This is a genomic window from Plantactinospora sp. CA-290183, assembly GCF_050936375.1.
Taxonomy (GTDB): Bacteria; Actinomycetota; Actinomycetes; order Mycobacteriales; family Micromonosporaceae; genus Plantactinospora.
Genome location: NZ_JBNJMX010000003.1, coordinates 97394 through 122973, shown reverse-complemented (window position 1 = coordinate 122973; position 25580 = coordinate 97394). Strand labels below are relative to the sequence as shown.

The window sequence follows — 25580 nt, the reverse complement described above, 5'->3', positions numbered from 1 at the left end:
GGCCCTTCCTTACACCTGGATCCGGCCGGCGCCGGCGCCGGCGGTGACGGCGGACTTCACGCTGTCCGCGTTCTCCGGGGTGTACGGGTACGGGATGGCCGCGACCGATCCGGCGCTCTCCGGGGTACCGGAGTTGACGAAGACGTTGTTCCGCTGGACCAGGGAGCCCGGGTCGGATTCGGCGTAGCCGACCGCGGTCGGCCGGGTGACGTTCTCGAAGTAGTTGCCCTCGACCAGCACCCCGGCGTCCATGGTGGACGCCACGCCGTAGTCCGCGCCGTAGTAGTAGTTGTTGAACACGTGCACCGGGTTGCCGAACCGGACCCGCGGGTGCCGCTCCAGGCTCGCGTCGAACCAGTTGTGGTGGTACGTGACCCGCAGGTGGCCGATGTCGGCGGTGTGCCCGTCGTCGTGGCCGAGCAGCATGCTCTTGGTGTGGTTCGTCACGCGGTTCCAGGACACGGTGACGAAGTCCGACTCCCGCTTGATGTCGACGGCGCCGTCGTAGCCGCTGTCGAAGGTGTTGTGGTCGATCCAGACGTTGCGCGAGCCCTGCACGTTGATCGCGTCATCGTCCCAGCCCCGGAAGGTGAGGTTGCGGATGATGACGTTGGTCGCGCCGCTGACGTTCAGCCCGTTGTCCAGGGTCGCGTTGGTGCCGACGCCGAGCACGGTCTTGTCGGACCGGACGTCGTTCATGGTGTCCGGCATGCTCAGCGAGCCCTGTACCCGGATGGTCAGCGGCGCGTCCTCCTCCAGCGCCTCGGCCAGGTCGTCGCCGTTGGTCACGGTCACCGTCTGGCCGGCGGCACCGCCGGTGGTGCCGCCGTTCTGGGTGGCCCAGCCGATCAGCCCGGTCTGCGCCGGGTTGCCGGCGGGCGGCGGGGTCGTGGTCGGCGGCGGGGTGGCCGGTCCGCCGCCGCCGGGCAGGCCGACCCGGCCCACCCCGGCCTGCGCCGGTACCACCGTGTTCATCTCGCAGGCGGGCTGCACGGTGTACGCGTACGGCGGGTTGCTGACGCTGCCGCCGGTCTCGCCCTCGCCCGAGTTGACCAGGCAGTTGTTCCGGGCGACCAGCCGGCCGGGGCCGGAGTCGGCCTCGCCGAGGTGGTACGGGTCGTCGACGTTCTCGAAGTGGTTGCCCTCGACGATCACGCCCGAGTCCTCGGTGGCCGCGACGCCGTAGTCCCCGGTGTTGAGGTAGTAGTTGTTGTAGACGTGCACCTGGTCGCCGAAGCGCACCCGCGGGTTGCGCTGCTGGGTGTTGTCGAAGAAGTTGTGGTGGTAGGTGACCTTCAGCCGGCCGGTGTCCTGTGCGGCGTTGTCGTCGTCGTGGCCGAGCAGCATGTTCTTGTCCGTGCCGTCGGCGTGGTTGTACGAGATGGTCACGTACGACGAGCCGCGCTTCACGTCGACGCCACCGTCGCTGCCGGTGGTCCAGGTGTTGTGGTCGATCCAGATGTGGTGCGAGAACATCTGCACGTTGACCGCGTCGTCCGGCCAGTCCCGGAAGTTGAGGTTGCGCAGGATGACGTTGTGCACCGCGTTGGCCGGCGGCGAGGTGATGCCGTCGTCGATCGGCAGGCCGATGTTGAGGCCGCCGCCGGTGAAGCCGGAGTTGGCGCCGACCCCGACGATGGTCTTGTCCGAGCTGACCTCGTGCATCGGTCCGGGCAGGCTGAGCATCCCGCTGACCTGGATGATCTTCGGTCCGGCCGAGGCCGCCTCGGTGACGAACTGGGACGCCGAGGTGACGGTGACGGTGGGCCCGCCGGCGCCGCCGGTGGTGCCGTTCTGGCCCCAGGCGTCGACCGAGGCCCAGCCGTCGGCGACGTTGCTGCCCGGGTTGCCCGGCGGGGTGGTGGGTGGTGTCGTCGGCGGCGTGGTCGGGGTGCCGCCGCCCTCGGAGTCGACCACCAGGTTGTCGAAGTCGGCGGTGGCGTTGAAGGTGGCCACCCCGATCCGGCCGGTGCCGTACTGGCTGTCGGTGCCCTCGGCGAGCAGGGTGCCGTTGACGTAGCCGCGCAGGGTGGTCCCGGTGGCGTCCAGCCGCAGGGTGTACGTGCTGCCCACGCTGACCGGCACGCTGCCGGTGTCGAGGGTGGTGGCGGAGCCGTTGGAGAGGCGCTTGAGTTCGACGGTGTTGTTGCTGCGCAGTGCCAGGTAGTAGTAGCTGGTGTTGCTCTGCACCCGGGCCAGCAGCGCGACGAACCGGTTCGTTCCGTTGAACGCGGTCGGCCTGACCGTCGCCTGTACGGAGTAGTTGGTCCAGCTCGCGGTGCCGGCCAGGGCCCGGGCGTCGCTGCTGGTGCCGCCCTGCCGGTAGACCCGGGAGCCGTCGGTGGCCACCGACCAGCTGCCGCCGGAGGTCGACCAGCCGGTGGAGTTGCCGTCCTCGAAGTCGTCGGAGAAGAGCGTGGCGGCCTGGGCGACCGCGCCCATGCCGAGGGCGAGGGCGACCGCGGCGAGCGCGGCGCCGGTCGCGGTCAGGAGACCTCGGCGATGTCTCCGCCGGGTTTCGGTGGTGGGGGTCACAGAACCTCCTCGGGGTGCGCAGGACCGACCGATCCTGCGGATTCAGATAGCAAGATCGACATAAGTCGATCTCTTGGAGTCGCGTCGGCCCCGTCACGGCGGGGATGGGACGGGGGGCGACGCGACCGTCAGCGGAGCAGCGGACGGGCGAACGGCGTCAGAAGGCGAGCCTGCCGGTGCCGCTGCCGGCCATGACCGTCGACCGGATGCCGTTCGGGTCGTCGACCGTGTACGGGTAGTACGTGCTCGGCTCGGTCACCGAACCGCCGGAGTCACCCGGCTCGCTGGTCCCGGCCAGCACGTTGTTGCGGGCCACCAGCCGGCCACGGGAGCCGGAGTAGCTGATCGACCAGGGCACCTCGACGTCCTCGAAGTAGTTGCCCTCGACCACGCAGCCGGAGTTGAGCTGACAGGCGACGCCGACGTCGGTGTTGTAGACGAAGTAGTTGTTGAACACGTGCACCGGGTCGCCGAACCGGACCCGGGGATTGCGCTGCGGCGTACGGTCGAACCAGTTGTGGTGGTAGGTCACCTTCAGGTAGCCGGTGTCCTGCGCGGCGTTGCCGTCGTCGTGGCCGAGCAGCATGTTCTTCGTGTGGTGGTGGGTGTGGTTCCACGACACCGTCACGTAGCTGGAGCCGCGCTTGATGTCGATCAGACCGTCGTAGCCGGCCGACAGGTCGTTGTGGTCGATCCAGACGTGGTGCGAGAACATCTGCACGTTGATCGCGTCGTCCACGGTGTCCCGGAAGTTCAGGTTCCGGATCACCACGTTGTGTACCGCGTTGGCCGGCGGACTGGTCACGTCGCTGGCCGGCAGGCCGATGTTCAGGCCGCCGCCGGTGATCCCCGAGTTGGCGCCCACCCCGACGATGGTCTTGTCCGAGGTCACGTCGTGCATCGGTCCGGGCAGCGCGATCATGCCGTTCACCCGGATGTTCAACGGACCGGATTGCCCGATCGCGGTGAGCAGGTCGGTGGCGGTGGAGACGGTCACCGTCGGGCCGCCGGCGCCGCCGGTGGTGCCGTTCTGGCCGAGCGCGTTGACCGAGGCGAAGCCGATCGGCGGCGCGCCCGGATCCAGCGGCGGTCCGGTCGGCGGCAGCGTCGGCCCACCCGTCGGCTCACCGGTCGGCGGGGTGCCGCTGACCGTGGCCACCTCGACATCGTCGAAGGAGCCGCTGGCGTACGAGGCGACCAGGCCGGCCCGGCCGGCGGGGAAGCCGCTGTCGCTCGCCCGCACCACGAGGCCGCCGTTGACGTACCCGCGCAGCGAGCTGCCGGCCGCCTCCAGCCGCAGCGTCGCCCAGGTGTTCACCGGTACCGCCGCCGAGCCGCTGGCCAGCGTGGTCGGCGCCGAACCGGCCCGCTTGACGATCTGCACCCCGCCGCTGCCGGTGACCACCAGGGCGTAGTAGTTGCTGCTGCTCTGCGCCCGGGCGATCACCCCGACGTGTCGGTCGGTGCCGTTGTAGCCCGTCGGCTTCACCCGGGCCTGAACGGCGTAGTCGGTCCAGCCGGCGGTGCCGGTCAACGTACGGGCGTCGCTGCTCTGCCCGGACTGGCGGTAGACCCGGGAGCCGTCGGTCGTCACCGACCAGCTCCCGCCGGAGGTGGACCAGCCGGTGGAGTTGCCGTCCTCGAAGTTGTCGCTCAGCAGGGTGTCGGCGAAGGCGTACGGCATCGCCAGGGCCGTGACGCCGGCGGTGAGCAGTCCGACGGCGCCCGCGGCGGCGACGAGCCGCCAGCGGGGTCTGCCCCGGGCCCGGTGTGTGCGCATGGTGAACCTCCTCAGGGTGGTGGTGCGGGTGATGGGTACCGCGGCGAGCGGCGGCCGCGTCGCCTGAGGTGTTAGGAGGGGCCCCTTCCTATACAAAAAGCGATAGGAAGGGGCCCTTCCTTACACCGGGAGCCGGCCGGCGCCGGCCAGGAGGGCCACCGCGAGCGGCACCAGCGGGGCCGGCAGCACCGGTCCGGCACGCAGCGTCGGGGTCCAACCGGAGTCCGCGCCGAGGTCGGGATCGTGCGCGGCGTTGTACGCGGCCAGCAGGTCGACCGGGCGGGGCGCGGCGCCGGCGGCCCGTACCCAGTTGCCGCGCTCGGTGATCGCGGTGCCGCCCCAGTCGTAGAGCAGGTCCGCGGCGGTGATGCCGGAGCCGAGGCTGAAGTAGTTGTTCTCGGCGACGATCGCCGACTGGACGCCGACGCCGAGCGCGTAGCTGAACGCGTCGCCGTGCAGCCGGTAGTGGTTGTTGTAGACGTCGACCTGGCCGAAGCGCACCCGGGGCACCCGCTGGGCGGTGCCGTCGAAGAGGTTGTGGTGCAGCGTCACGTTCAGCCGGCCGACGTCCGGGCCGACGGTGTTGGACGAGCCGATCAGCATGACCTTGTCCCGGGCCACGAACCGGTTGTACGAGGCGGTGACCCGGCTGGCGGTGTGGGTGACGTCCAGCGACCCGTCGTGCACCATGTACGGCCGTCCGAAGTAGACCGGCTGGGCGCTGTCGGGGTTGTCGCCGTCGGTGAAGGTGTTGTGGTCCACCCAGACGTTCTCGCTGCGCCGCACCGACATCAGGTCGAACTGGGAGTTCCAGGCCCCGGTCTCGCCGTCCGTGGGCGACCAGGCGGGGAAGCAGTCCCGGGCGTCGGAGAAGGTCAGGTTCCGCACGATCACGTTGTTGGCGGTGTCCACCATCAGGGTCAGCCCGGCCAGGGTCGCCCCGTCCAGCCCGATGATCGTGGTGTTCGGGCCGACGTTGATCTGGGTCTGCGCGGTCTGGTTCGCCACCGAGCGCACCCGGGCCTCCTCCAGCGGCCCGGTCAGCGGCACCCGCCCCCAGGTCGCCGGGTCGTACGCGGCGAGGTAGGCGTCGAGCGAGTATCCCGGATCGGCCAGGTCGGCGCAGCCCAGCAGGCGGCCGTCGGGTGCCTCGAAGCCGTCCACCAGACCGTCGACGTAGATGATCTTCGGTGTGGCGTTCTCCCGGTTGGTGGCATTGTCCCCGCCCAGCGCGTCGACCAGCTCGGCCCGGGTCGAGACCACGTGCACGGCGTCCGGCGCCGCGGTCGACCCGCCGGTCGTACCGGGGCCGGCGGCGGCCCAGCCGTCACCGGCCGGGAGGGCCTGCCGGCCCAGCAGCCGGGCGGTCCAGCTGGGCCGGTCACCGTCCCCGCCCGCCACCGCGGCCGTCGGGGCGAGTGCCCCGGAGGCCGTCGCGACACAGATGCCGACGACGGCGGCGGTCACCCTGTTTCCTCGCATCGCACTCTCCGCGTCCGTTGTCCGTTCACCGGATCCCGTTGACGAACACGAAATCCTCTTGATAAGGAACGGTAGGTAGGAGCAGTTAAAAGTGTCAATGCACTGCGTTTGCAGGTATGTTGCAGGAAATAGGGGCAATAGAGGTTCGCCCGGCCACCGGATGCCGAGAAGAGTGCTATTCGGTCCGATTCCTACCGGACGGTTGTCCCCGCTGTTTGCAGCACGTTTGCGGTCCCGGTACGACCGGGCCGCCCGTCACGCATCGCCCGCCTCCTCCGGCACCGTCGCCCGGTGCGGTTTCACCGCCCACGGCACGCCCAGCTCCGACAGCAGCGCACCCTCGGCCGCCGCCCGGCGCAGGGCCGCGTTGACCCCCCGGATGGTCAGCACCCGGTCCGGCGGGGTACCGGTGGACACCACCGGGTCCCCCTCGACCAGCGCCGGTTCGGGAGCCGCCCGGATCACCTCCGCGACCGCCGTGAAGGCGGCGGTACGAGCCAACGGCGCGATCAGCGGCACCGCCCCGGGGTCATCCCGGTGCTCCAGCAGGTTCGCCAGCAACCCGGCCCGACCGGGCACTTCACGTAGCCCCGGCTCACCGGGCAGGAGCAGCCGGTCCGTTGGGTACTCCAGCACGGCCCGGCCGGCCGTACCGTGCACGACCACCTCGCCCGCGATGAAGTCCTCGCCGGCCAGCGTCACCGCGGCCACCACCGGCAGGCCACCGCCGAGGGTGACCCGCAGCGACGCCGTGTCGTCCACCTCGATCGGCCGGGTCCGGTAGCGCTCCAGTTCGACCTGCGCCGGCCAGGCCGCGTCCGAGGTCTCGGCGCCGTCCGGCCGCCCCGCCGCGACCCCGGCCGACACCGCCGCCCGCGCCACCGCCAGGCACTGCATCACGGCGTGCGCCAGCGGGTTGACCAGCACCCCGTCCAGCACCGGACGGCCGTGCACGCTGCGCCGGCCGGCCCACGGGGAACGGGCGTAGTAGCCGTCGGTCCGCTGCCAGGAGGCCACCGTGGAGATCCCGGTGACCGTGCCGAGCCGGCCGTCGCACACCGCCGAGGTCAGCTCGCCCAGCGCCGCCGAACCGAGCGCCTGGAAGCCGACCTGGCAGACCCGCCCGGCCTCCGCCAGCGCGTCGGCCAGGACGCGGTGCTCGGCCAGGGACAGCACCGGCGGCTTCTCCAGCAGCAGGTCCGCCCCGGCCGCCAGCGCGTCCAGCGCGATCGGCAGATGGGTGTGCGGCGGCGTGCAGATCACCACCACGTCCGGGCGTACGGCGGCCAGCATCTCCCGGTGGTCGGTGAAGACCCCGGTCCCGGGCGGGACCGGCGCGTCCGGCAGTGCCTCCACCGGCCGTACGTCGACCAGGGCGACCAGGTCGAGCCGGCCCGCCTCGTGCAGCGGCGCCATCGTCCGGCGGTGCCACAGCCCGTGCCCGCTCGCCCCGACCAGCGCCACCCTCGGCGGCGCCCCGGCGGACCGGGCCCCGGCCGCCGTACCGGACGCGCTCACGCCGCACCGCCTTCCGTTCGTGACTGCGGGGCTCGCAAACCCGGCTCACTCCTCGCACTCACGCCGCACCCGCCAGCGTCTTCTCCACGCCGTGCCGGTCGAGCGCGGTCAGCCACTCGACCACCAACTCGCGGACCTCGTCGTCGGCGGCCAGCTCGGCCGGGAATACCTCGGTCAGCCCGAAGAGCGCGTCCACCACACCCACCGGGGAGGCCTTGCCCTCGGCCAGCGCCGCCCGGATCCGCTCGGCGAGCGGGTCGTCCAGCGGCAGCGGCGTACCGTCGTCGGCCCGGCCCTGCACGAAGCGCATCCACGCCGCGACCACCAGGGCCGCCCAGCGGGGCCGGGCCCCGCCCGCGCGCAGGTCCGCGATGGTGTGCAGGACCCGCTGCGGCAGCTTCTGGGTGCCGTCCATGGCGATCTGGATGGTGCGGTGCCGGAGGACCGGATTGGCGAACCGCTCCAGCACCTCCTCGCCGTAGTCGACCACCGACACCCCCTCCGGCGGGGTGAAGCTGGCCGCCACGTCCTCGGCGATCAGCCGGCGCAGCGTCGACCGCAGGTGCGGGATCTCCAGCGCCTCGGCGATGGTCTCCCGACCGGCCAGCGCGCCCAGGTAGGCGGTGGCCGAGTGCACCCCGTTCAGCGCCCGCAGCTTCAGGCTCTCCCACGGTCCGGCGTCGTCGGTGAGCACGGCGCCGGCCCGCTCCCAGGCCGGCCGGCCGGCGGGGAAGACGTCCTCGATGACCCATTGCAGGTACGGCTCGGCGGCCACCGCCGCCAGATCGCGGAAGCCGAGGGCCCGCTCGGCGTCGGCCAGGGTCCGCTCGGTACTCGCCGGCACGATCCGGTCGACCATCGTGCCCGGGAAGCTGACGTTGTCGACCACCCACTGCGCCGCCCCGGCCGGCAGCCGGCCGTCGGCGTACTCCAGCGACTGGGTCACCAGGCCGTGCAGCCGCCTGCCGTTGGACGGCAGGTTGTCGCAGCTCACCAGGGCCAGCGGCCCGGCGTCCGCGGCGGCCCGGGCGAGCAGGCCCCGGACCAGCAGCCCGGGCACCGTCACCGGCGGCCGGTCGGTGGTCAGGTCCGCGGCGACCGCCTCGTCCGGCCGCAGCCGGCCGGTCGCCGGATCGAGCTGGTACGCCTTCTCGGTGACCGTCAGCGTGACGACCCGGATCTCCGGGTCGGCGAGCAGCGCCACGATCGCGGCCGGATCGCTGGCCGCGTGCCGTACCCCGGCGAGCGAGCCGACCACCCGGGTCCGGTTCCCCTCCCCGGACATGGCGGTCACGCTGAACAGGCAGTCCTGCTCGGCGAGCTTGTGCACGGTGTCGGTGCTGCGCGGCGCCACCCCGACGATGCCCCAGTCGCCACCGGCCCGCGCGAGCGCGACCTCGGTGTAGACCGCCTGGTGGGCCCGGTGGAACGCGCCCAGCCCGAGGTGCACGATGCCGGCCGGGACGCTGCCCGGACGCACCAGCGGGCGACTGGACTCGGGCAGCCGGCGCAGCGCGGCGAGGCCGAGCCGGGACACGCCGCCGGTCACCGCCACACCGGCCCGTCCGGGAAGGAGTACTCGGCGATCGAGGCGGGCCGCATCGTCGCGCTGTAGCCGGGCTGCTCGGGCAGGAGGTAGCGCCCGCCCCGGGTGCGTACCGGGTCGACGAAGTGCTCGTGCAGGTGGTCGACGTACTCGACCATCCGGCCCTCCAGCGAGGTGCCGACCCGCAGGTAGTCGAAGATCGCCAGGTGCTGGACGTACTCGCAGAGGCCGACGCCGCCGGCGTGCGGGCAGATCGGCACCCCGAACTTCGCCGCCATCAGCATCACCGAGAGCACCTCGTTGACCCCGCCGATCCGGCACGCGTCGATCTGGCAGACCCCGATCGCCTCGGCCTGCATGAGCTGCTTGAAGATGACCCGGTTGGCGGCCACCTCACCGGTGGCGACCCGGCACCGCCCGTCGGAGAGCCCGGCCACCGCCTCGGCGATCCGGGCGTGCCCGAGGACGTCGTCGGCGTGCGTCGGCTCCTCGATCCAGTACGGGTCGGCCTCGACCAGCCGGGCCATGTTCTCGATCGCCTCGTCCACGTCCCAGACCTGGTTGGCGTCCATCATCAGCAGCGCGTCCGGGCCGATCTCCTCGCGGATGATCCGCGCCCGGCGCACGTCGTCGTCGATCGGCCCGCCGACCTTCATCTTCATCGCCCGCCACCCCTGGGCGTACGCCTCGCGGGTCAGCGCCCGGACCTTCTCGTCCGGGTAACCCAGCCACCCCACCGAGGTGGTGTACGACGGGAAGCCGTCGCGCTCCAGTTCGGCGAGCCGGTCGGTCCAGCCGACCTGCCCCTTGTCCAGGATGGCGGCCGCCTCCGCCGGGTTCAGCGCGTCGCTGATGTGGTGGAAGTCGATGTTGCGTACCAGTTCCTCGGTCGGCAGCTGCGCGAGCAGCCGCCACAGCGGTACGCCGGCCAGCTTGGCCCGCAGGTCCCAGACGGCGTTGACCAGTGCCCCGGTCGCCATGTGGATGACGCCCTTCTCCGGTCCCAGCCAGCGCAGCTGCACGTCGGCGGTGAGCGACCGCCAGAACGCGACCGGTTCGGCGGCGATCTCCTCGACGGTCAGCCCGACCACGTGGTGCGCCAGTGCCCGTACGGCGGCGCAGGTGATCTCGTTGCCCCGGCCGTTGGTGAAGGTGAACCCGGCCCCGAACACCCCGTCCGGCGCGTCGGTGCGCAGCTCGACGTAGGTGGCGGAGTAGTCGCCCCGGTTGATCGCGTCGGAGCCGTCGCCGGCCGCCGCGGTCGGGAACCGCACGTCGTGCACGTCGACGCCGGTGATGGTGACCGTCACTGGTTCTTACTCCCGAGCTTGAAGACCTTCTTGGGCAGGTGGTACGCGAGGTCGGCGATGGTCTCGGCGGCCTCCTCGATCGGCAGCCGGTGCTCGGCGACCAGCCGGGCCAAAAACCCGGCGTCGATCCGCCGGGCCACGTCGTGGCGTACCGGGATCGAGCAGAACGCCCGGGTGTCGTCGACGAACCCGGCGGTGTTGTAGAAGCCGGCGGTCTCGGTGACCGCCTCCCGGAAGCGCCGCAGCACCTCCGGGGAGTCCAGGAACCACCACGGTGCGCCGAGGTAGAGCGCGGCGTAGCCGCCGGCCAGCGGGGCCAGTTCCCGGGTGAAGGTGTACTCGTCCAGGGTGTAGAGGACCACCCGCAGCCGGGGGTCGTTGCCGTACGCGTCCAGCAGCGGGGTGAGCGCGTGCAGGTATTCGGTGGCCTGCGGGATGTCGCCGCCGACGTCCCGGCCGTGCCGGGTGTACAGCCACCGGTTGTGGTTGCGCACCGAACCCGGGTGCAGCTGCATCACCAGGCCGTCCTCGATGGACATCCGGGCGAACTCCACCAGCATGTGCGCCCGGAACGCCTCGGCGTCCTCGGGGGTGGCCTCGCCGCGCAGCCCGCGCTCGTAGAGGGTGGCCGCCTCGGCCCGGTCCAGCCGCAGGGTCAGCGCGGTCGGGTGCCCGTGGTCGGAGGAGGTGGCGCCGGCGGCGATGAACGCCTCCCGCCGGCTGCGCAGCGCGGCGAGGTAGCCGGCGTACCCGCCGGTGTCCTCGCCGGTCATCGCGCCGAGCCGCTCGACGTTGCCGGCCCAGCCGTCGAACTCCATGTCGACGACGTTGTCCGGCCGGAACGTCGTGACCACCCGGCCGCCCGGCCCGCCCCAGCCGTCGGCGGCGAGCTTGGCGTGCCGGCCCAGGTCGTCCAGCGGCGACTCGGTGGTGGCCAGCACCTCGATGTTGAACCGCTCGAAGAGCGCTCGGGGCCGGAACGCCGGCTCGGCGAGCTGCGCCGCGATCGCGTCGTAGATCTCGTCGGCGGTCTCCGGTGACAGCCGGGTGTGCACCCCGAACACGTTCGCGAAGGTCTCCTCCAGCCAGAGCCGGGACGGGGTACCCCGGAACAGGTGCCAGTGCGCCGCGAACCGCCGCCAGATGGTCCGGCCGTCGGTCTCCACCGGCTCGCCGGTCACCGACGGCACCCCCAGGTCGGCCGGGGGCACCCCCTGGCTGAACAGCATCCGGGTGAGGTAGTGGTCCGGCACGATGATCAGCCGCGCCGGGTCCGGGAACGGGGCGTCGTCGGCGACCATGCCCGGGTCGACGTGCCCGTGCGGCGAGATGATCGGCCGGTTCCGGACCAGCGCGTACAGCTCGCGGGCGATCGCCCGCTGGCCGGGCTCGGACGGGAAGAGCAGGTCGGGCCGGTCGGACTGGGCAGACACCAGCAGGCTCCTCGCGGGTCAGGGAAGGGTGAGCAGGTCGGCGACGCGGACCGGCTGGCCGGTTTCGAAGGACCGGTTCGCGGCCAGGCCGGTGAGCAGGGCGAGCGCGCCGTCCCGGGCGGTGGCCGCCCGGGCGAGCGGGTCGGCGTGCCCGCCGAAGAGTACGGCGGTCATCCGGGTGTCCGCGCCGCCGTGCCCGCCGCGGGTGTAGCCGGCGACCGGCACCTCGCGGGGCTGCTCCCAGAACGGGTGTACGGTCAGCCGCGCCGAGCCCTCCTCGGCGGCCGCCTCGGTGCCGTGCAGGGCGGCGCCCTTCAGCTCGCCGGCCGCCTGCGGGCTGACGAAGTCGTTCTCCACCACGTGCAGCTCCAGCCGCCCCCGGCTGCCGTTGAACATCACCCGGTAGCCCTCCCAGGGCGAGTACGCGGTGAGGTGGTAGGTCATCGTCGCGCCGGTGGAGTACTTGGCCAGCACCGACATGTCGTCCTCGATGGTGACCCCGGGGGCGAAGACGTTCTGGTCGCGGTGGTAGCCGTCCTCGGACTCCGCCTCCAGGTAGAGCGCGCGCAGCCGGGGGTGCTCGGCGAGCCGCAGTGCGAACGGGTCGTCGGCGGCGGCCGGGGCGCCGTGCACCCGGTCGTAGTCGCGGGCGTAGCCGTGCCGGATGCCGTTCTCGCCGTAGAAGAAGAGCCGGCCGGCGGCGTAGACCTCGACCGGGGTCGCGTCGAGCCACCAGTTGACCAGGTCGAAGTGGTGGCTCGCCTTGTGCACCATCAGGCCGCCGGAGTTGGCCTTGTCCCGGTGCCAGCGCCGGAAGTAGTCGGCGCCGTGCCGGACGTCGAGCAGCCACTCGAAGTGGACGGAGCCGACCTCGCCGATCGTGCCCTCGGCGAGCACCTCGCGGACCTTCTCGTGCAGCGGGTTGTAGCGGTAGTTGAACGCCACCGAGACGCTGCGCCCGGTCTCGGCCACCGCCCGCAGGATCCGCTCGCACTTCGGTACGTCGGTGGTCATCGGCTTCTCGGTGACCACGTCGCGGCCGGCGCGCAGCGCGGTGACGATGTACTCGTCGTGGGTCCGGTCGACGGTGGTCACCAGGACCACGTCGACGCGCTCCTTCTCCAGCATGCTGCCGAAGTCGGCCGCCTGGTACGTCGGCACGGCCGGGAAGCCGAGCTCCTCCAGCCAGGCGTTGTGCGCGTTCATCCGGGCCTGGTTGACGTCGGCGAAGGCGACCAGTTCGGCGGTGTCCGGGTGGTCGAGCACCAGCGCCCGGACGAACATCTCGGCCCGGGCCCCGGTGCCGACCAGGGCGTAGCGAAGCCGTCGTCCAGGTGCCGCCGAGCTCCGGCCGTCAGGTGTTGCCGACATCCCGATTCGCCTCCGATTACTGCAAAGGTTTGCAGGAGAAGTAACCACGCCCCCGCCGGCTCGTCAACGATTGGTGGCCAACCTGCGGCCTATGTCCTTTTTGGCGGCCCTGGAATGGCTCCCACGGCTCCGCGCCGCAACAAAGCCGTAACCGAGGCCCGTTGACACCTGAGCAACCGTTTGCATTAATTGGCCAACCAAACGTGACGGCAGCCACACAGAGAGGACTCGCGTGCCAGCCACCATCCGAGACGTCGCGCGGGCCTCCGGAGTGCACATCTCCACGGTGTCGCGCACGTTCTCCGCGCCGCACCTGGTCAATCCCGAGACCCGCAGCCGGGTGCTGGCCTGCGCCGAACACCTCGGCTACCGCCCCAACCGGGCCGCCCGGGCCCTGATCACCGGACGCACCCACAACATCGGCCTGATCATCGCGGACATCGCCAACCCGTTCTTCCCGCCGCTGATCAAAGCGGCCGAGAGCCAGGCGCGGCAGCGCGACTACCACATCTTCATCGCCGACACCAACGAGGACCCGGCGGCCGAGGAGGACCTGGTGCACGCCCTGGCCAAGCAGGTCGACGGCGTGCTGCTGTGCAGCCCCCGGATGAGCAACAGCCTGATCGAGCAGCTCAGCCGCGAGGTGCCGCTGGTCGTGATCAACCGGCAGGTCACCGGCCTGCCCGCGGTGGTGATGGACGTCGGCCAGGGCGCCCGGCTCGCGGTGGAGCACCTGACCGGGCTGGGTCACCGCGAACTCGCGCTGCTCGGCGGCCCGCGCGGCTCCTGGACCAACCGGGAGATCCGCCGGTCGGCGACCACCGCCGCCCGGGCCGCGGACGCCGCGCTGACAGTGCTCGGCCCCAACCCGCCCACCGAGGGCGGCGGGATCGCCGTCGCCGAGCAGGTGCGCCGCAGCGGCGCCACGGCCGTACTCGCCTACAACGACCTGATGGCGATCGGCCTCATCGAGGGGCTCGACTCGCTCGGTGTGCGGGTGCCCCGGGACATCAGCGTGGTTGGCATCGACGACATCGCGCTGAGCCGGCTCACCCGCCCCAAATTGACGACGGTGGCCACGCCAGCCGCGGCCGCCGGCCGGACGGCCGTCGACATGCTCCTGCAGCACGACGGTTCCGCCTCCGTACGCGCCGGGCGCGGCGGACGGACCACCGCAGGCGACGACCGTCGCACCACCGCACAGGTAACGCTCCAGACCGAATTGGTCATCCGCGACTCGACGGGTGTCGGCCCGACATCCCCGGCCGACCGGTTAGCCACCCCGGCACCGGTCGGACAGCCCGGCTCGGCGGCCTCCGCCGACCGGCCCGGACCGGCGGCCACGGCTGACCCGGGTCCGCAGCGCAATGCGGACCCGGGCGACGCGGCCGAGGCCACCCCCGAAGCTGTCGCCTCCTAAACCCAAGGAGTGAGCGCAATGCACCCCGCCACATCCCCGACGGCGAACGCGTCTGCCGCGCGTAGCCACCGTACCCATGTCAGCCGGCGCGGCCTGTTCCGGCGCCTCACCGCCGTGGCCGTCACCCTGCCCCTGGTCCTCGGCGCCGCCGCCTGCGGCGACGACTCCGGCGGCGGCTCCGACGGCAAGGTCGAACTCTCCATCTTCTGGTGGGGCGGCGACGCCCGCGCCACGCTCACCGAGCAGGCGCTCGACCTCTACACCTCGCGCAACCCCAACGTCACCTTCAAGAAGACCTGGCAGGCCAACCAGGGCTACTTCGACAAGCTCGCGACGCTGACCGCCGGCGGCGACCCGCCGGACATCTTCCAGATCGACGACAACTACCTGACCGAGTACGCGTCCCGCAACGCCACCCTCGACCTGACCAGGTACAAGGACGACGGGAAGCTCGACGTCTCCAAGTTCCCGGAGAGCCTCTGGCAGTACGGCGTGGTGGACGGCAAGCTGGCCGGTGTCGCGTTCGGGGAGAACACCCAGGGCCTGGTCTACAACAAGTCGCTGCTCACCAAGCACGACCTGCCCGAGCCGACCACGGGGATGAGCTGGGAGGACTTCATCGCCTGGGCGGCGAACGTCACGAAGACCACCAAGATCCCGGGCACCCAGGACCCGAGCGCCGACTACAAGGCGTTCTGGGTGTGGCTGCGCCAGCAGGGCAAGGACCTCTACAAGGGCAAGGAACTCGGCTTCACCGCCGAGGACGTGACCCGCTGGTTCGAGCTGTGGAAGGGCGCCCGCGCGCAGGGGGCGACCCCCACCCCGGACGTCATCCACGAGGGCAACCAGACCGACATCACCAAGCAGCTCGTGGTCACCGGCAAGGCGGGCACCTCGTTCGTCTGGGCCAACCAGCTGCCGGAGCTGAAGAAGAACACCTCTGACGAACTGGGCGTCGTGGCGTACCCGGGCGACCCGAGCGCGCAGTGGGCCCGGGCCTCGATGTACCTCTCGGTGTTCAAGGGCTCCGACCACGCGGACGTCGCCGTGGACGTGATCAACTTCCTGGCCAACGACCCGGAGGCCGGCAAGATCCTCGGTACCGACCGGGGACTCCCGTCCAATCTGGACATCCGCAAGGCGGTCGCCGAGTCGGTCACCGATCCCGCGATGAAGCTCTCCATCCAGGTGGAGAACGAGCTGGGTACGAAGTTCGGCCCGTCACCGCAGGTGCCGCTCAAGGGACACAGCAAGATCCGTACGGAGCTGGTCAAGGCGGCCGAGGAGGTCCAGTACGACCGGCAGACGCCGGCGCAGGCGGCCGCCGCCTTCCTGGAGATCTGCAAGACCGCGATCGCCTAGCCGGGCCTGTCGTCACACTTCGGAGAGGAGCCGGCTCGTGGCCCTGACCACGGCGCCCAACCCGACTCCGCCGGCCAGACAGTCCGTCCGGACCCCCGCCGACAAGCGCGGGTCCGGACGGATCTGGCAGCGCGAGGGTCTGGCCGGGTATGTCTTCCTGTCGCCCTGGCTCATCGGACTGATGGCCGTCACGGCGATCCCCATGCTGCTGTCGCTCTACCTCAGCTTCACCAACTACGACGTGCTCAGCGACCTGTCCGACGTCGAGTGGGTGGGGCTGGACAACTACCGGCGGATGTTCACCGCCGACGCCTCGTACTGGCACGCGGTGCAGGTGACGCTCACGTTCGCGCTGATCGCCGTACCGCTGAAGCTGGCCGCGGCGCTCGGGGTGGCGCTGCTGCTCAACCGCGCGTGGCGCGGCGTCGGGCTGTTCCGCGGCCTGTTCTACCTGCCGTCCCTGCTCGGCGGGAGCGTCGCGCTGGCCATCGTCTGGGTCAGCATGTTCAACCGCGAGGGGGCGTTCAACTCGTTCCTGAGCCTCTTCGGGATCGAGGGGCGGCCCTGGGTCAACGACCCGGACTGGGCCCTGGAGACCCTGATGGTGCTGGCCATCTGGCAGTTCGGCGCACCGATGGTGATCTTCCTGGCCGGGCTCAAGCAGGTGCCGACCGAGCTGTACGAGGCCGCCTCGGTCGACGGGGCCAGCCGGTTCCGGCAGTTCGTCAGCGTCACGCTGCCGATGCTCTCCCCGGTGATCTTCTTCAACCTGGTGCTGGAGACGATCAACGGGTTCCAGGGCTTCACCGCCGCGTTCGTGCTCAGCAACGGCACCGGCGGGCCCGTGGACTCGACCATGATGTACACGCTGAAGCTCTACATCAGCGGCTTCGTCGAGCTGGAGATGGGCTACGCCTCGGCCATGGCCTGGGTCTTCCTGGTGGCCATCGCCCTGATCACGACGGTCTTCTTCAGCACCGGTCGGTTCTGGGTGCACTACTCGGACGGAGACGGACACTGATGGTTGCCCAGACTCCCGTCATCCCCGACGCCGGCCGCCCGGTCGCCCGGCGCCGTCCCCCGGGCGGCGGCGGCCGGCAGGCGGTCCGGCTGCTGATCCTGGTGGCGATCCTCGCCGTGGTGCTCTACCCGCTGTTCTGGATGATCGGCACCTCGCTGAAGTCGCAGGAGGAGATCGTCAACAACATCGGGCTGCTGCCGAGGGAGTTCACCCCCGGCAACTTCGCCGAGGGCTGGACGAACTTCGACGTCAGCTTCGGCCGCTTCTTCGTCAACAGCGCGATGGTCAGCCTGCTCACCGTGCTCGGCAACGCGGTCTCCTGCCTGCTCGCCGCGTACGCCTTCGCCCGGCTGCGGTTCCGGCTGCGCGGGGTCTGGTTCGCCATCATGATCGGTACGCTGCTGCTGCCCCAGCACGTGCTGACGGTGCCGCAGTACATCCTGTTCCGGAAGCTGGACATGGTCGGCGGCGACTGGCCGTACCTGCCGCTGGTGGTGCCACAGTTCCTCGCCACCGAGGCGTTCTTCGTCTTCCTGATGGTGCAGTTCATGCGGGGCATCCCGCGCGAGCTGGACGAGGCCGCCAAGATCGACGGCGCCAGCGCGTACGGCATCTTCCGGTACGTCATCGTGCCGCTGAGCCGCCCGGCGCTGGTCACCACGGCGATCTTCTCGTTCATCTGGACCTGGAACGAATTCTTCCGGCAGCTCGTCTACATCTCCGACCTGGACGACTACACCGTGCCGGTCGCGCTGACCCTCTTCATCGACTCGACCAGCCAGAGCGCGGTCGGGCCGATGTTCGCCATGTCACTGCTGTCGCTGCTGCCCGTCTTCCTCTTCTTCGTCGCATTCCAGCGGATGCTGGTGGAGGGCATCAACACCAGCGGGCTCAAGGGGTGAGACTGGAACGATGAACGCTCAGGGAACGAGGGATCCGGCGACACCGGCCGGTGGTCCGGCACCGCACGGCGGGCCGACGCCGAACTGGCCGGAGGAGCCGGGCGGCGAGGCGCGCGGCCGGCACGGCTGGCAGGACACCCTGCGCAACGCCAGCGACCTGGCGCTGCTCGGCATCGTCACCACCCTCGCCGCGCTGCCGGTGGTGACCGCGGGAGCCGCGATCGCCACCGCCAGCGCCGCCCTGCACCACTGGATCGAACACGAGCGCTGGCCCGGGGTACGCCCGGTGCTGCGCGACTTCGGCCGGGCGCTGCTGCCCGGTGCCGCCGCCACCGCGCTCGCCGGGATCGCCGCCGTGCTGCTCACGGTCAACCTGCTCGCGCTGACCCGGGGTGTCGTACCGGGCGGCGGGGCGCTGATCGCGGTCACCGCCGTGCTGACCGCCGGAGCCGCCGGCTTCGCCGGGCTGACCGTGGTGCAGGTCGGGCGGCAGGGCGGGCGGGGCTGGCCGGCCGCCGTACGCGCCGCCGGCCGGCTCGTGGCGGTGCGGCCGGTGACGCTGCTCGCCACCACCGGGGTGGTCACGCTGACCGCGCTGCTCTGCGCGCTCATCCTGCCGCTGATCACCCCGATCCTGGCCGGGTACGCCCTGCTCGGCCTGCACGCCGTGACCCGCCGCACCGCCGGTACGGCGCTCTCCCCCAAGGCCTGAACTCCCCCGGCCCGGCGGTGGTACCGCGCCGCACCGTGATGCCGCTGAGTCATAACGATGCCGCAGAGGCATCACGCTCACCGGCGACGCGACCCGGATGGCGGTCGAACAGCAGCGGGCGGCGCTAGCTTCCGGCGAAGCGGGCGAGGACGAACTCGGAGCCGGCGGGACAGACGATCAGCGCGCTGTTCCAGGAGCAGCGTGCCGAGTGGACCCCCTTGAGCTGGCCCAGCTCGTCGAGTTGCCCGGAGCCGGCCACCACCCCGGCCACGCTCGCGTCGTCGGAGTACGTCGACAGGGCGCCGTCGAAGACCAGCAGGTTACCGCCGTCGACCCGTACGCCCACGCCGTCCCGGGTCAGCCTGGCGGCACCGTCCACGGTGAACAGCCGGATGAGGGATCTCGGCGTGCTGCCGCCAACCACCACGTTCTCGCCCACCGGCAGAAGACGCTGCGCCTGCGGCACGTCCCGGCGCCACTCCGCCTGGCCGTTGCCGGCCCCGCCGTCGGTGCGTACCGCGACGAGCTGGGTGGTGTCGCCGTTGGAGCTGGCGGTCTCCAGCAGGCAGACCTGCTGTTCCCCGCAGGGCTGCAGGTCGCTCGGCCGGCGCGTCTTGTCCGGGGCCGTGTAGAGGTTCGTCGCCTCGCCGAGACGGGCCAGGTCGAAGCGGAGCAGCCCGTAACCGCTGGTCGCGGCGGCCACGAAGACCTGATCCTGGTACGCCAGCACCAGGTCCCCGGTGCCGGCCACCTTCGGCCGGGACCGCCTCAGCTCCTTCCCGGTCGCCACGTCGAGGACCCGGATCGAGCCGTCCGCCCCCACCTCCACGAGCCGGGGGTCGTCCTCGCCGGCCAGCACCGTCGGCTCGCCGTCCGGATCCGCCGGGCCGCCGAGCCCGACGGCGGTACGCACCGGATGAATCGCCGAATCGCTGTCGTACTCCCCCTTCGGGCTGGGCGCCACCCACTCCGCACCGCTGCGTACGTCGATCCCGACGACCGTGTCGGCGCTCTTGTCGAGCAGCACGACGTGCCGCTCGAAGTAGCGGACGTCGTCGTTGCCGTCTGTCACCCGGCCCCACAGCTTCCTGCCGTCGTCCGGGTCGTATGCGCTGATCTCCCGGGGGGTGCTGGAGCTGACGGCGTGGGCCCGCACGATCAGCGCGTCCGGCAGGGCCGTGATCCCGGCCCAGTGCTCGGAGCCGCTCTCCGTGGTGATCCACCTCAGCACCGTCGCCGAGCCGGGCTTCAGCACCGCGATGTCGAGCCGCTGGTCGTCGCGCTGGTAGGCGACGTACGCCCGGTCCCCGGCGGTGGCGGTGAAGAGCGACGTCGGGTCCTTCTCCCGGGCGGTGACCCGGCCGATCTCCGCGAAGTCCTGGAAGTCGAGCGCCGGATAGGGGTCCCGGGTCAGGTAGAGCACCGCCGCGGTGACCACCCCGACCAGCGCGAGCGCGACGCCCGCACCGATCCAGGCCGCCCGGCGGCGCCAGCCACGACCCTTCCCGGCCGCTCCCCCCGGGTACGCCGGCACGCCGGGGCTGACCGGGGCCGGCGGCCCGGCCGGGCTGCCCGGGTACAACGGTGGCGGCACGGCGGCCGGAACCGTGACCGGTGGCGGCAGCTCGGCCAGCGCACCCTCGGCGACCGGCAGCTCGGGCTGCTCCAGCACGGTCGGTGCGATCCCCAGCTCGGCGTGGAGCAGCCGGGCCAGCAGCGGTACCCGGGACGAGCCGCCGACCAGGAACAGCCCGCTGAGCTGGTCCACGCCGACCCGGGAGTGCGCGATCACCGAGGCCGCCTCCCGGACACCCCGGCGCAGCAGCGGGGTGACCACGGCCTCCAACTCGTCCCGGGTCAGGTGCAGCGCCTGCTCGATGCCGGGCACCGGCACCGGGGCGACCGTGGACCGGGACAGCATCTCCTTCGCGCCGCGTACGTCGTCCCAGAACTGCCGCCGGTTGCGCCACTCAGCCGTCGTACCGGGGCGGCTGAGCCGCTGCCAGACCGGTCCGTGCCCGGCGGCGACGATCCGGCCGAGCTGCTCGACCAGCGCGGCGTCGAGGTCGAGCCCGCCCAGGTCGGGCACCCCGCCGGAGCCGACCACCGCAAACCGGGGCCGCCCGGTCCCGTCGACTCCCTCGTTGCGGACCACCGCGATGTCCAGGGTGCCGCCGCCGAAGTCGAAGACGGCCAGCGCCGAGCCGACCGGGACGGGCCGGCGCAGCACGTCGGCGAAGTAGCGGGCGGCCGCGACCGGCTCCGGCACCAGCGCGACGGGCGGCCAGCCGGCCCGGCCGACGGCGACGGTCAGGGCCTCCCGGCGTCGGGTGCCCCAGCTGGCCGGGTAGCTGAGTACGGCGGGCGGCAGGAAGCCGGTCGCCTCGACCGCCGCGCTGGCGACCGCCCGCAGGATCCCGGCCAGCAGGTCCACCGTCGGCACCTCACGGTCGCCGAGCAGCACCGTCGGCTCGTCGATCCGCCGCTTCGGGTTCGGCTCGTACCGGGCCGGGTCGGCCTGGGCCAGCCGCTGGGCGTCGCGGCCGGCGTGCAGCCGACCGGCACCGTCGAGGAACACCCCGGAGGGCAGGATCGGCTGCCCGTCGAAGAGCAGTGGCCGGGTACGCCCGTCCGGCCAGCGCAGCACCGCCACGGTGTGGGAGGTGCCGAGGTCGACGCCGAGCCCGTACCCGCCGGCCTGGCCTGCCATGAACCGAACTCCTCCGCCGGGCGAGGGGATGCCCGGCCCTGCATGTTACGCAGCCGACGCCGGCCGCCGACCGGCCAGGCGACGATCACCGGCCGGTCGTCGGCGCCCTCGGTGCGGACCGGTTGCCGAGCGGGCGGGTCAGGCGGCGAGGCGGCGGCGGGAGACCTCGGCGAGCGCCACCGCGGCGGCGACGCTGGCGTTCAGCGACTCGACCTCGGAGACCATCGGGATGCCGACCCGCAGGTCACAGGTCGCCCCGACCAGCCGGGACAGTCCCCGGCCCTCCGAGCCGACCACCACCACGAGCGGACCGATCGCCGCCTCCAGGTCGTACAGGTCGGTCTCGCCGTCGGCGTCGAGGCCGACCACGACGAAGCCCTCCTGCTGGCACATCTTCAGGGCCCGGGTCATGTTGGTGACCTGGCTGACCGGCACCCGGGCCGCCGCACCCGCGCTGGTGCGCCAGGCGGTGGCGGTGATCCCGGCGGCCCGCCGCTCCGGCACGAAGACCCCCTGGGCGCCGAAGGCGGCCGCCGAGCGGATCACCGCGCCCAGGTTGCGCGGGTCGGTGATCCCGTCCAGCCCCACCAGCAGCGGCGACGGCTGCTCCATCGCCATGGTGAGCATGTCCTCGAAGACCTGGTACGCGAACGGCGGCACCTGGATCCCGACGCCCTGGTGCAGCACGCCCCCGGTCATCCGGTCCAGCTCGGTCCGGGTGATCTCCAGTAGCGCGATGCCCCGGTCGGCGGCGGTCCGGGTGATCTCGTTGATCCGGTCGTCCATGTCGATGCCCTGGGCGAGGTAGAGCGCGGTCGCCGGCACCTGGGCGCGCAGCGCCTCCAGCACCGGGTTGCGGCCGACCAGCAGTTCCGGGGCGTCCCGGGCCGGGTTGGACTTGCGGCCCGGCGCCACCCGGGGACCGGTGCGCGGCGCCGGCTTGGCACCCGTACGCCCACCGGTACGCCCGCCGGCGGCCCGGCCGGCGCTGGCGGCGCCCCGGCCGGCGGAGACGCCCCGGCCGCCCTTGCGTCCACCGCCGCCGGCACCCCAGGTGGTGTCCTTGCTGCCCGGCTTGCCGATCTTGGGGGCCCGGCCCTCCTCCTCGGCCGCCCGACGCTCCTTGTCCTGCTTCCAGGCGGTGCGCTTCGGCAGCGGCTCGGTGCCGGAGTAGCCCTTGTGCCAGGGGCGCTCGTCGGCGGGCAGGGTCTTGCCCCGGCCGGAGAGGGCGCCCCGGTTCTTGCCGCCGGAACCGCCGGTGGGGCCCTTCTTCTGGGTCACCCGCTTGCCGCGGCGCTGCGAGTTACCAGGCATCAGTCCTGCTCTCCGATCGTCCAACGCGGCCCGCGTGGGGTGTCCTCGACCACCACACCGGCCTGCTTGAGCTGGTCGCGCACCGAGTCGGCGGCGGCCCAGTCCTTGCGGCTGCGGGCCTGGGCCCGCTGCTCGAGGGCCAGCGCAACCAGCGCGTCGACCACCCCCCGCAGTTCACCATCCTGCCCGGCGGAGTCCCAGGCCGGGTCGAGGGGGTCGACACCGAGGACGTCGAGCATCGCCCGGACCGCCGCGAGGGCCGTACGGGTGGCCTCGTCGTCACCGTCGGCGAGCACGAGCTGACCGTCCCGGACCGTCTCGTGCAGCACCGCCAGCGCGGCGGAGGTGTTGAGGTCGTCGTCCAGCGCGGCGCAGAAGGCGGCGGGAAGCTCACCGGGCCCGCCGGACCCGACCCGCTCGGCCGCCCGCTGGACGAACCCCTCGATCCGCCGGTACGCCACCGCGGACTCGCGCAGCGACTCGTCGGAGTAGTCGATCCGGGAGCGGTAGTGCGGGGCGACCAGGTAGTAGCGCAGCTCCGCCGGGCGGATCCCGAGCGCCGCGACGTGGTCGAGGTCGATGACGTTCCCCAGCGACTTGCTCATCTTGGCCTCGCCGAGGTTGAGCAGGCCGTGGTGCACCCAGTAGCGGGCGAACGGCAGCCCGGCCGCCCTGGACTGGGCCAGCTCGTTCTCGTGGTGCGGAAAGGTCAGGTCGAGCCCGCCGCCGTGGATGTCGAACTCCGCACCCAGGTAACGCCAGCACATCGCCGAGCACTCGATGTGCCAGCCCGGCCGGCCGGGGCCCCACGGCGACGGCCACGCGGCGTCCGCCGGCTCCTCGGGCTTGACGCCCTTCCAGAGCGCGAAGTCACGCGGGTCCCGCTTACCCCGTTCGACGATGTCCTCACCCGCCTGCGTCGCCTCCGGCCGCTGACCGGAGAGCGCGCCGTACTCCGGGTAGGACCGGACGTCGAAGTAGACGTCTGCGGAGTCGTCGTCGGCCGGGTAGGCGTGCCCGTCGGCGATCAACTTCTGGATCAGCTCGTGCATCTCCGGGATGTGCCCCGTGGCCCGGGGCTCGTACGTCGGCGGCAGCACGTTCAGCGACCGGTAGGCGGCGCCGAGGATGACCTCGTTGTCGTACGCGATCGACCAGAACGGGCGGGCCTGCTCGATCGACTTGACCAGGATCTTGTCGTCGACGTCGGTGACGTTCCGGATGAAGGTGACCTCGAAGCCGGTGCGCAGCAGCCAGCGCCGCAGCACGTCGTAGTTGACCCCGGATCGAAGGTGCCCGATGTGCGGCGCGGACTGGACGGTGAGACCACACAGGTAGATTCCCGCCCTGCCGGCTTGCGCGGGGACGAAGTCCCGCACCGATCGGGTGGCGGTGTCGTACAGGCGTAGCGTCACCGTACAAGGGTACCGGCCGATGTCCCGGCCCGGGCGACCGACGACAGCCGGCAGCCGGCAGCCGCCCACCGACCGCTCCCGGCCACCGACCTCCCGCGCCACCGACCCCCCGCGCTGGCGGCCGTACGCTGCCTGGTGTGGTGGCGACGGGTGGGACCGCCGGTCCGGCGGGCCGGGCCGGGGAGACGGCGCAGACGCTGGACCGGGGGCTGCGCCTGCTGCACCTGGTCGCGGACGCGCCCGGCGGACTCACCGTGACCGAGGCCGCGGCCCGGCTCGGCGTGGGTCGGGCGGTGGTGTACCGGCTCCTGGGCGCGCTCACCGAGCACGGCATGGTACGCCGGGACGGCACCGGGCGGCTGCGCCTCGGCGCCGGGCTGCTGCACCTGGCCCGGCGGGCCCAGCCGCTGCTCGCCGAGGGGGCCCTGCCCACGCTGCGCCGGCTGGCCGAGCGAACCGGGGCGACCGCCCACCTGACCGTGGTCGAGGCCGGCGAGGGGGTCGCCCTCGCGGTCGTCGAGCCGAGTTGGACGGCGTTCCACGTCGCGTACCGGGCCGGCTCCCGGCACCCGCTGGAGCGCGGCGCGGCCGGTCGGGCGATCCTGGCCGGCCGGGCCGGCCGGGCGGAGCCGGTGACCAGCAGCGGCGAGCTGCAACCGGGCGCGTACGGCGTCGCCGCGCCGGTGCTCGGGGTGGCCGGGCTGGAGGCGAGCGTCGGCGTGGTGGCCCTGGCCCCCCTGGACGAGGCCGCGGTCGGCGCCCAGGTCCACCAGGCCGCCACCGAACTAACCCAAACCCTCGCCTAACCCACCCCCATGATCGCGGTGATCAGGGAACGGTTCCGCGTGTCGTACGGCGCGTCGGAGGATCAGCTCCCTGATCACGCGGATCACCGGGCGGCCCCGGACGACCCGGGCGGCGGGGGCGGCGAGGGCGAGGGCGGGGTCAGTGCCAGGCGGCGAGTAGCGAGGGCAGCTCGGCGAGGGAGCGGATCTCCGCGTCCGGGCGCAGCCCGGCCGGCCGGGGCAGACCGGCCCGGTTCAGCCATACCGCGCGCAGGCCGGCCGCCTGCGCGGCCCGTACGTCGTGCTCGGGTGAGTCACCGACGTGCACCGCCGCGCCGGGGGTCGTACCGGCGGCCGAGAGCACCGCGCCGAAGAAGCCCGGCGCCGGCTTCTTCGGCACGCCCCCGACGTGTGCGTAGATCTCGAAGGAGAACTGGGCCGAGAGCCCGCACCGGTCCGGCCGGCTGTTGCCGTTGGTGGCGAACCCGAGGGCGTACGACCGGCGCAGTGCGGCCAGCGCCGGCAGGGTGTCGGCGAACGGCCGGGTGGCCGCGAACCGGCGAGCGAAGAAGATCTCGGCGATCCGGTCCAACTCGCCGGCGAGCCCGACCCGGGAGAGCGACCGGGCCAGCGCGGCGCGGCGGATCCGCGTGACCGGCTCGGCGGCCAGGTCGGCGAAGACGGCGGACCAGTCCGACTCCAGCTCGGCGAGGGTCACCTCGCGGGCCGCCGGGGTCAGCCGCCGCATCTCGGCCAGTACCGCGACGAGTGCGCTGGTCACCGCCGGGCGCAGGTCGACCAGGGTCTCGTCCGCGTCGAACACCACGGTCGTCACCACGCAACCACCACCTCCCGCCCCGCACCGCCCCGGCTCGGCCCGCCCGCCGCCCGGCCCGGCGTGATCGTCGTGATCAGGGAGCGGTTACCTCGACACGCCGGGCGACACGCGGAACCGTACCCTGAT

At 72.4% G+C, this 25580-nt stretch carries 18 protein-coding genes; 6 read left to right on the top strand and 12 right to left on the bottom strand.

From position 1 onward, the window contains the following. Positions 1–9 precede the first annotated feature (9 nt). The 8 genes from ACQEUR_RS08660 to ACQEUR_RS08625 all read right to left on the bottom strand — a co-directional run bounded on the left by ACQEUR_RS08660 (position 10) and on the right by ACQEUR_RS08625 (position 12975). Positions 10–2535: a pectate lyase family protein gene (locus ACQEUR_RS08660; RefSeq protein ID WP_433028093.1), complete on the bottom strand. Its 2526-nt coding sequence runs from the start codon at positions 2533–2535 to the stop codon at positions 10–12. 157 nt (positions 2536–2692) lie between these two features. Further along, positions 2693–4315 (bottom strand): family 16 glycoside hydrolase, encoded by a 1623-nt coding sequence (locus tag ACQEUR_RS08655; protein ID WP_433028090.1) that lies wholly within the window; start codon positions 4313–4315, stop codon positions 2693–2695. 120 nt (positions 4316–4435) lie between these two features. After that, positions 4436–5797, bottom strand: a complete 1362-nt coding sequence (locus ACQEUR_RS08650; RefSeq protein WP_433028087.1) for a pectate lyase family protein — start codon at positions 5795–5797, stop codon at positions 4436–4438. 255 nt (positions 5798–6052) lie between these two features. Next, positions 6053–7315 (bottom strand): Gfo/Idh/MocA family protein, encoded by a 1263-nt coding sequence (locus ACQEUR_RS08645; protein ID WP_433028083.1) that lies wholly within the window; start codon positions 7313–7315, stop codon positions 6053–6055. A 58-nt stretch (positions 7316–7373) separates the two neighbouring features. Then, positions 7374–8870 carry a mannitol dehydrogenase family protein gene (locus ACQEUR_RS08640; RefSeq protein ID WP_433028080.1) on the bottom strand — a complete coding sequence of 499 codons (1497 nt, stop codon included), beginning with the start codon at positions 8868–8870 and terminating at the stop codon, positions 7374–7376. Then, positions 8861–10171, bottom strand: coding sequence for an enolase C-terminal domain-like protein (locus ACQEUR_RS08635; protein WP_433028077.1), 1311 nt, complete (start codon positions 10169–10171; stop codon positions 8861–8863). Before ACQEUR_RS08635 ends, ACQEUR_RS08640 begins: the two co-directional genes overlap by 10 nt. Next, positions 10168–11604 carry a glucuronate isomerase gene (gene uxaC, locus ACQEUR_RS08630; RefSeq protein WP_433028074.1) on the bottom strand — a complete coding sequence of 479 codons (1437 nt, stop codon included), beginning with the start codon at positions 11602–11604 and terminating at the stop codon, positions 10168–10170. Before uxaC ends, ACQEUR_RS08635 begins: the two co-directional genes overlap by 4 nt. Positions 11605–11622: 18 nt before the next feature. Further along, positions 11623–12975 carry a Gfo/Idh/MocA family protein gene (locus tag ACQEUR_RS08625; RefSeq protein ID WP_433028071.1) on the bottom strand — a complete coding sequence of 451 codons (1353 nt, stop codon included), beginning with the start codon at positions 12973–12975 and terminating at the stop codon, positions 11623–11625. 232 nt (positions 12976–13207) lie between these two features. On the opposite strand from ACQEUR_RS08625, the gene ACQEUR_RS08620 reads away from it, so the two are divergent. Genes ACQEUR_RS08620 through ACQEUR_RS08600 form a run of 5 tightly spaced genes read left to right on the top strand, consistent with a single transcriptional unit; the run spans position 13208 to position 18392 of the window. Continuing rightward, the gene (locus tag ACQEUR_RS08620) at positions 13208–14395 is read left to right on the top strand and encodes a LacI family DNA-binding transcriptional regulator (protein ID WP_433028068.1); all 1188 of its coding nucleotides are present in this window, start codon (positions 13208–13210) and stop codon (positions 14393–14395) included. Positions 14396–14413: 18 nt separating this feature from the next. Then, positions 14414–15757, top strand: coding sequence for an ABC transporter substrate-binding protein (locus ACQEUR_RS08615; protein WP_433028065.1), 1344 nt, complete (start codon positions 14414–14416; stop codon positions 15755–15757). Positions 15758–15794: 37 nt separating this feature from the next. Further along, positions 15795–16778, top strand: a complete 984-nt coding sequence (locus ACQEUR_RS08610; protein ID WP_433028062.1) for a carbohydrate ABC transporter permease — start codon at positions 15795–15797, stop codon at positions 16776–16778. Next, entirely contained in the window at positions 16778–17680 is a 903-nt protein-coding gene (locus tag ACQEUR_RS08605) for a carbohydrate ABC transporter permease (protein WP_433028059.1), read from the top strand. Before ACQEUR_RS08610 ends, ACQEUR_RS08605 begins: the two co-directional genes overlap by 1 nt. 10 nt (positions 17681–17690) lie before the next feature. Continuing rightward, positions 17691–18392, top strand: coding sequence for a hypothetical protein (locus tag ACQEUR_RS08600; RefSeq protein WP_433028056.1), 702 nt, complete (start codon positions 17691–17693; stop codon positions 18390–18392). Between the two features lie 124 nt (positions 18393–18516). On the opposite strand, the gene ACQEUR_RS08595 is transcribed toward ACQEUR_RS08600, so the two are convergent. The 3 genes from ACQEUR_RS08595 to cysS form a co-directional block, all read right to left on the bottom strand. After that, entirely contained in the window at positions 18517–21102 is a 2586-nt protein-coding gene (locus tag ACQEUR_RS08595; RefSeq protein WP_433028053.1) for an Hsp70 family protein, read from the bottom strand. A 138-nt stretch (positions 21103–21240) separates the two neighbouring features. Then, a complete protein-coding gene (rlmB, locus tag ACQEUR_RS08590) occupies positions 21241–22416 on the bottom strand; it encodes a 23S rRNA (guanosine(2251)-2'-O)-methyltransferase RlmB (RefSeq protein ID WP_433028050.1) in 1176 nt (391 codons plus the stop codon). Beyond that, positions 22416–23831 carry a cysteine--tRNA ligase gene (gene cysS, locus ACQEUR_RS08585; protein ID WP_433028047.1) on the bottom strand — a complete coding sequence of 472 codons (1416 nt, stop codon included), beginning with the start codon at positions 23829–23831 and terminating at the stop codon, positions 22416–22418. The genes rlmB and cysS overlap by 1 nt, the downstream gene beginning before the upstream one ends. A 137-nt stretch (positions 23832–23968) precedes the next feature. Between cysS and ACQEUR_RS08580 the strand changes: the two genes are divergently transcribed. Beyond that, positions 23969–24637, top strand: coding sequence for an IclR family transcriptional regulator (locus ACQEUR_RS08580; protein ID WP_433028044.1), 669 nt, complete (start codon positions 23969–23971; stop codon positions 24635–24637). A gap of 139 nt (positions 24638–24776) precedes the next feature. Here the strand turns inward: ACQEUR_RS08580 and ACQEUR_RS08575 are convergent, their stop codons facing one another. Continuing rightward, entirely contained in the window at positions 24777–25454 is a 678-nt protein-coding gene (locus tag ACQEUR_RS08575; protein ID WP_433028041.1) for an HAD family hydrolase, read from the bottom strand. Positions 25455–25580: the final 126 nt, after the last annotated feature.

Bases quoted from the DNA above. Each gene is read 5' to 3' on its own strand.
- ACQEUR_RS08655 (WP_433028090.1), bottom strand. From the start codon at position 4,315: ATGCGCACACACCGGGCCCGGGGCAGACCCCGCTGGCGGCTCGTCGCC.
- ACQEUR_RS08650 (WP_433028087.1), bottom strand. From the start codon at position 5,797: ATGCGAGGAAACAGGGTGACCGCCGCCGTCGTCGGCATCTGTGTCGCG.
- ACQEUR_RS08625 (WP_433028071.1), bottom strand. From the start codon at position 12,975: ATGTCGGCAACACCTGACGGCCGGAGCTCGGCGGCACCTGGACGACGG.
- ACQEUR_RS08615 (WP_433028065.1), top strand. From the start codon at position 14,414: ATGCACCCCGCCACATCCCCGACGGCGAACGCGTCTGCCGCGCGTAGC.
- ACQEUR_RS08605 (WP_433028059.1), top strand. From the start codon at position 16,778: ATGGTTGCCCAGACTCCCGTCATCCCCGACGCCGGCCGCCCGGTCGCC.
- ACQEUR_RS08600 (WP_433028056.1), top strand. From the start codon at position 17,691: ATGAACGCTCAGGGAACGAGGGATCCGGCGACACCGGCCGGTGGTCCG.
- ACQEUR_RS08595 (WP_433028053.1), bottom strand. From the start codon at position 21,102: ATGGCAGGCCAGGCCGGCGGGTACGGGCTCGGCGTCGACCTCGGCACC.
- rlmB (WP_433028050.1), bottom strand. From the start codon at position 22,416: ATGCCTGGTAACTCGCAGCGCCGCGGCAAGCGGGTGACCCAGAAGAAG.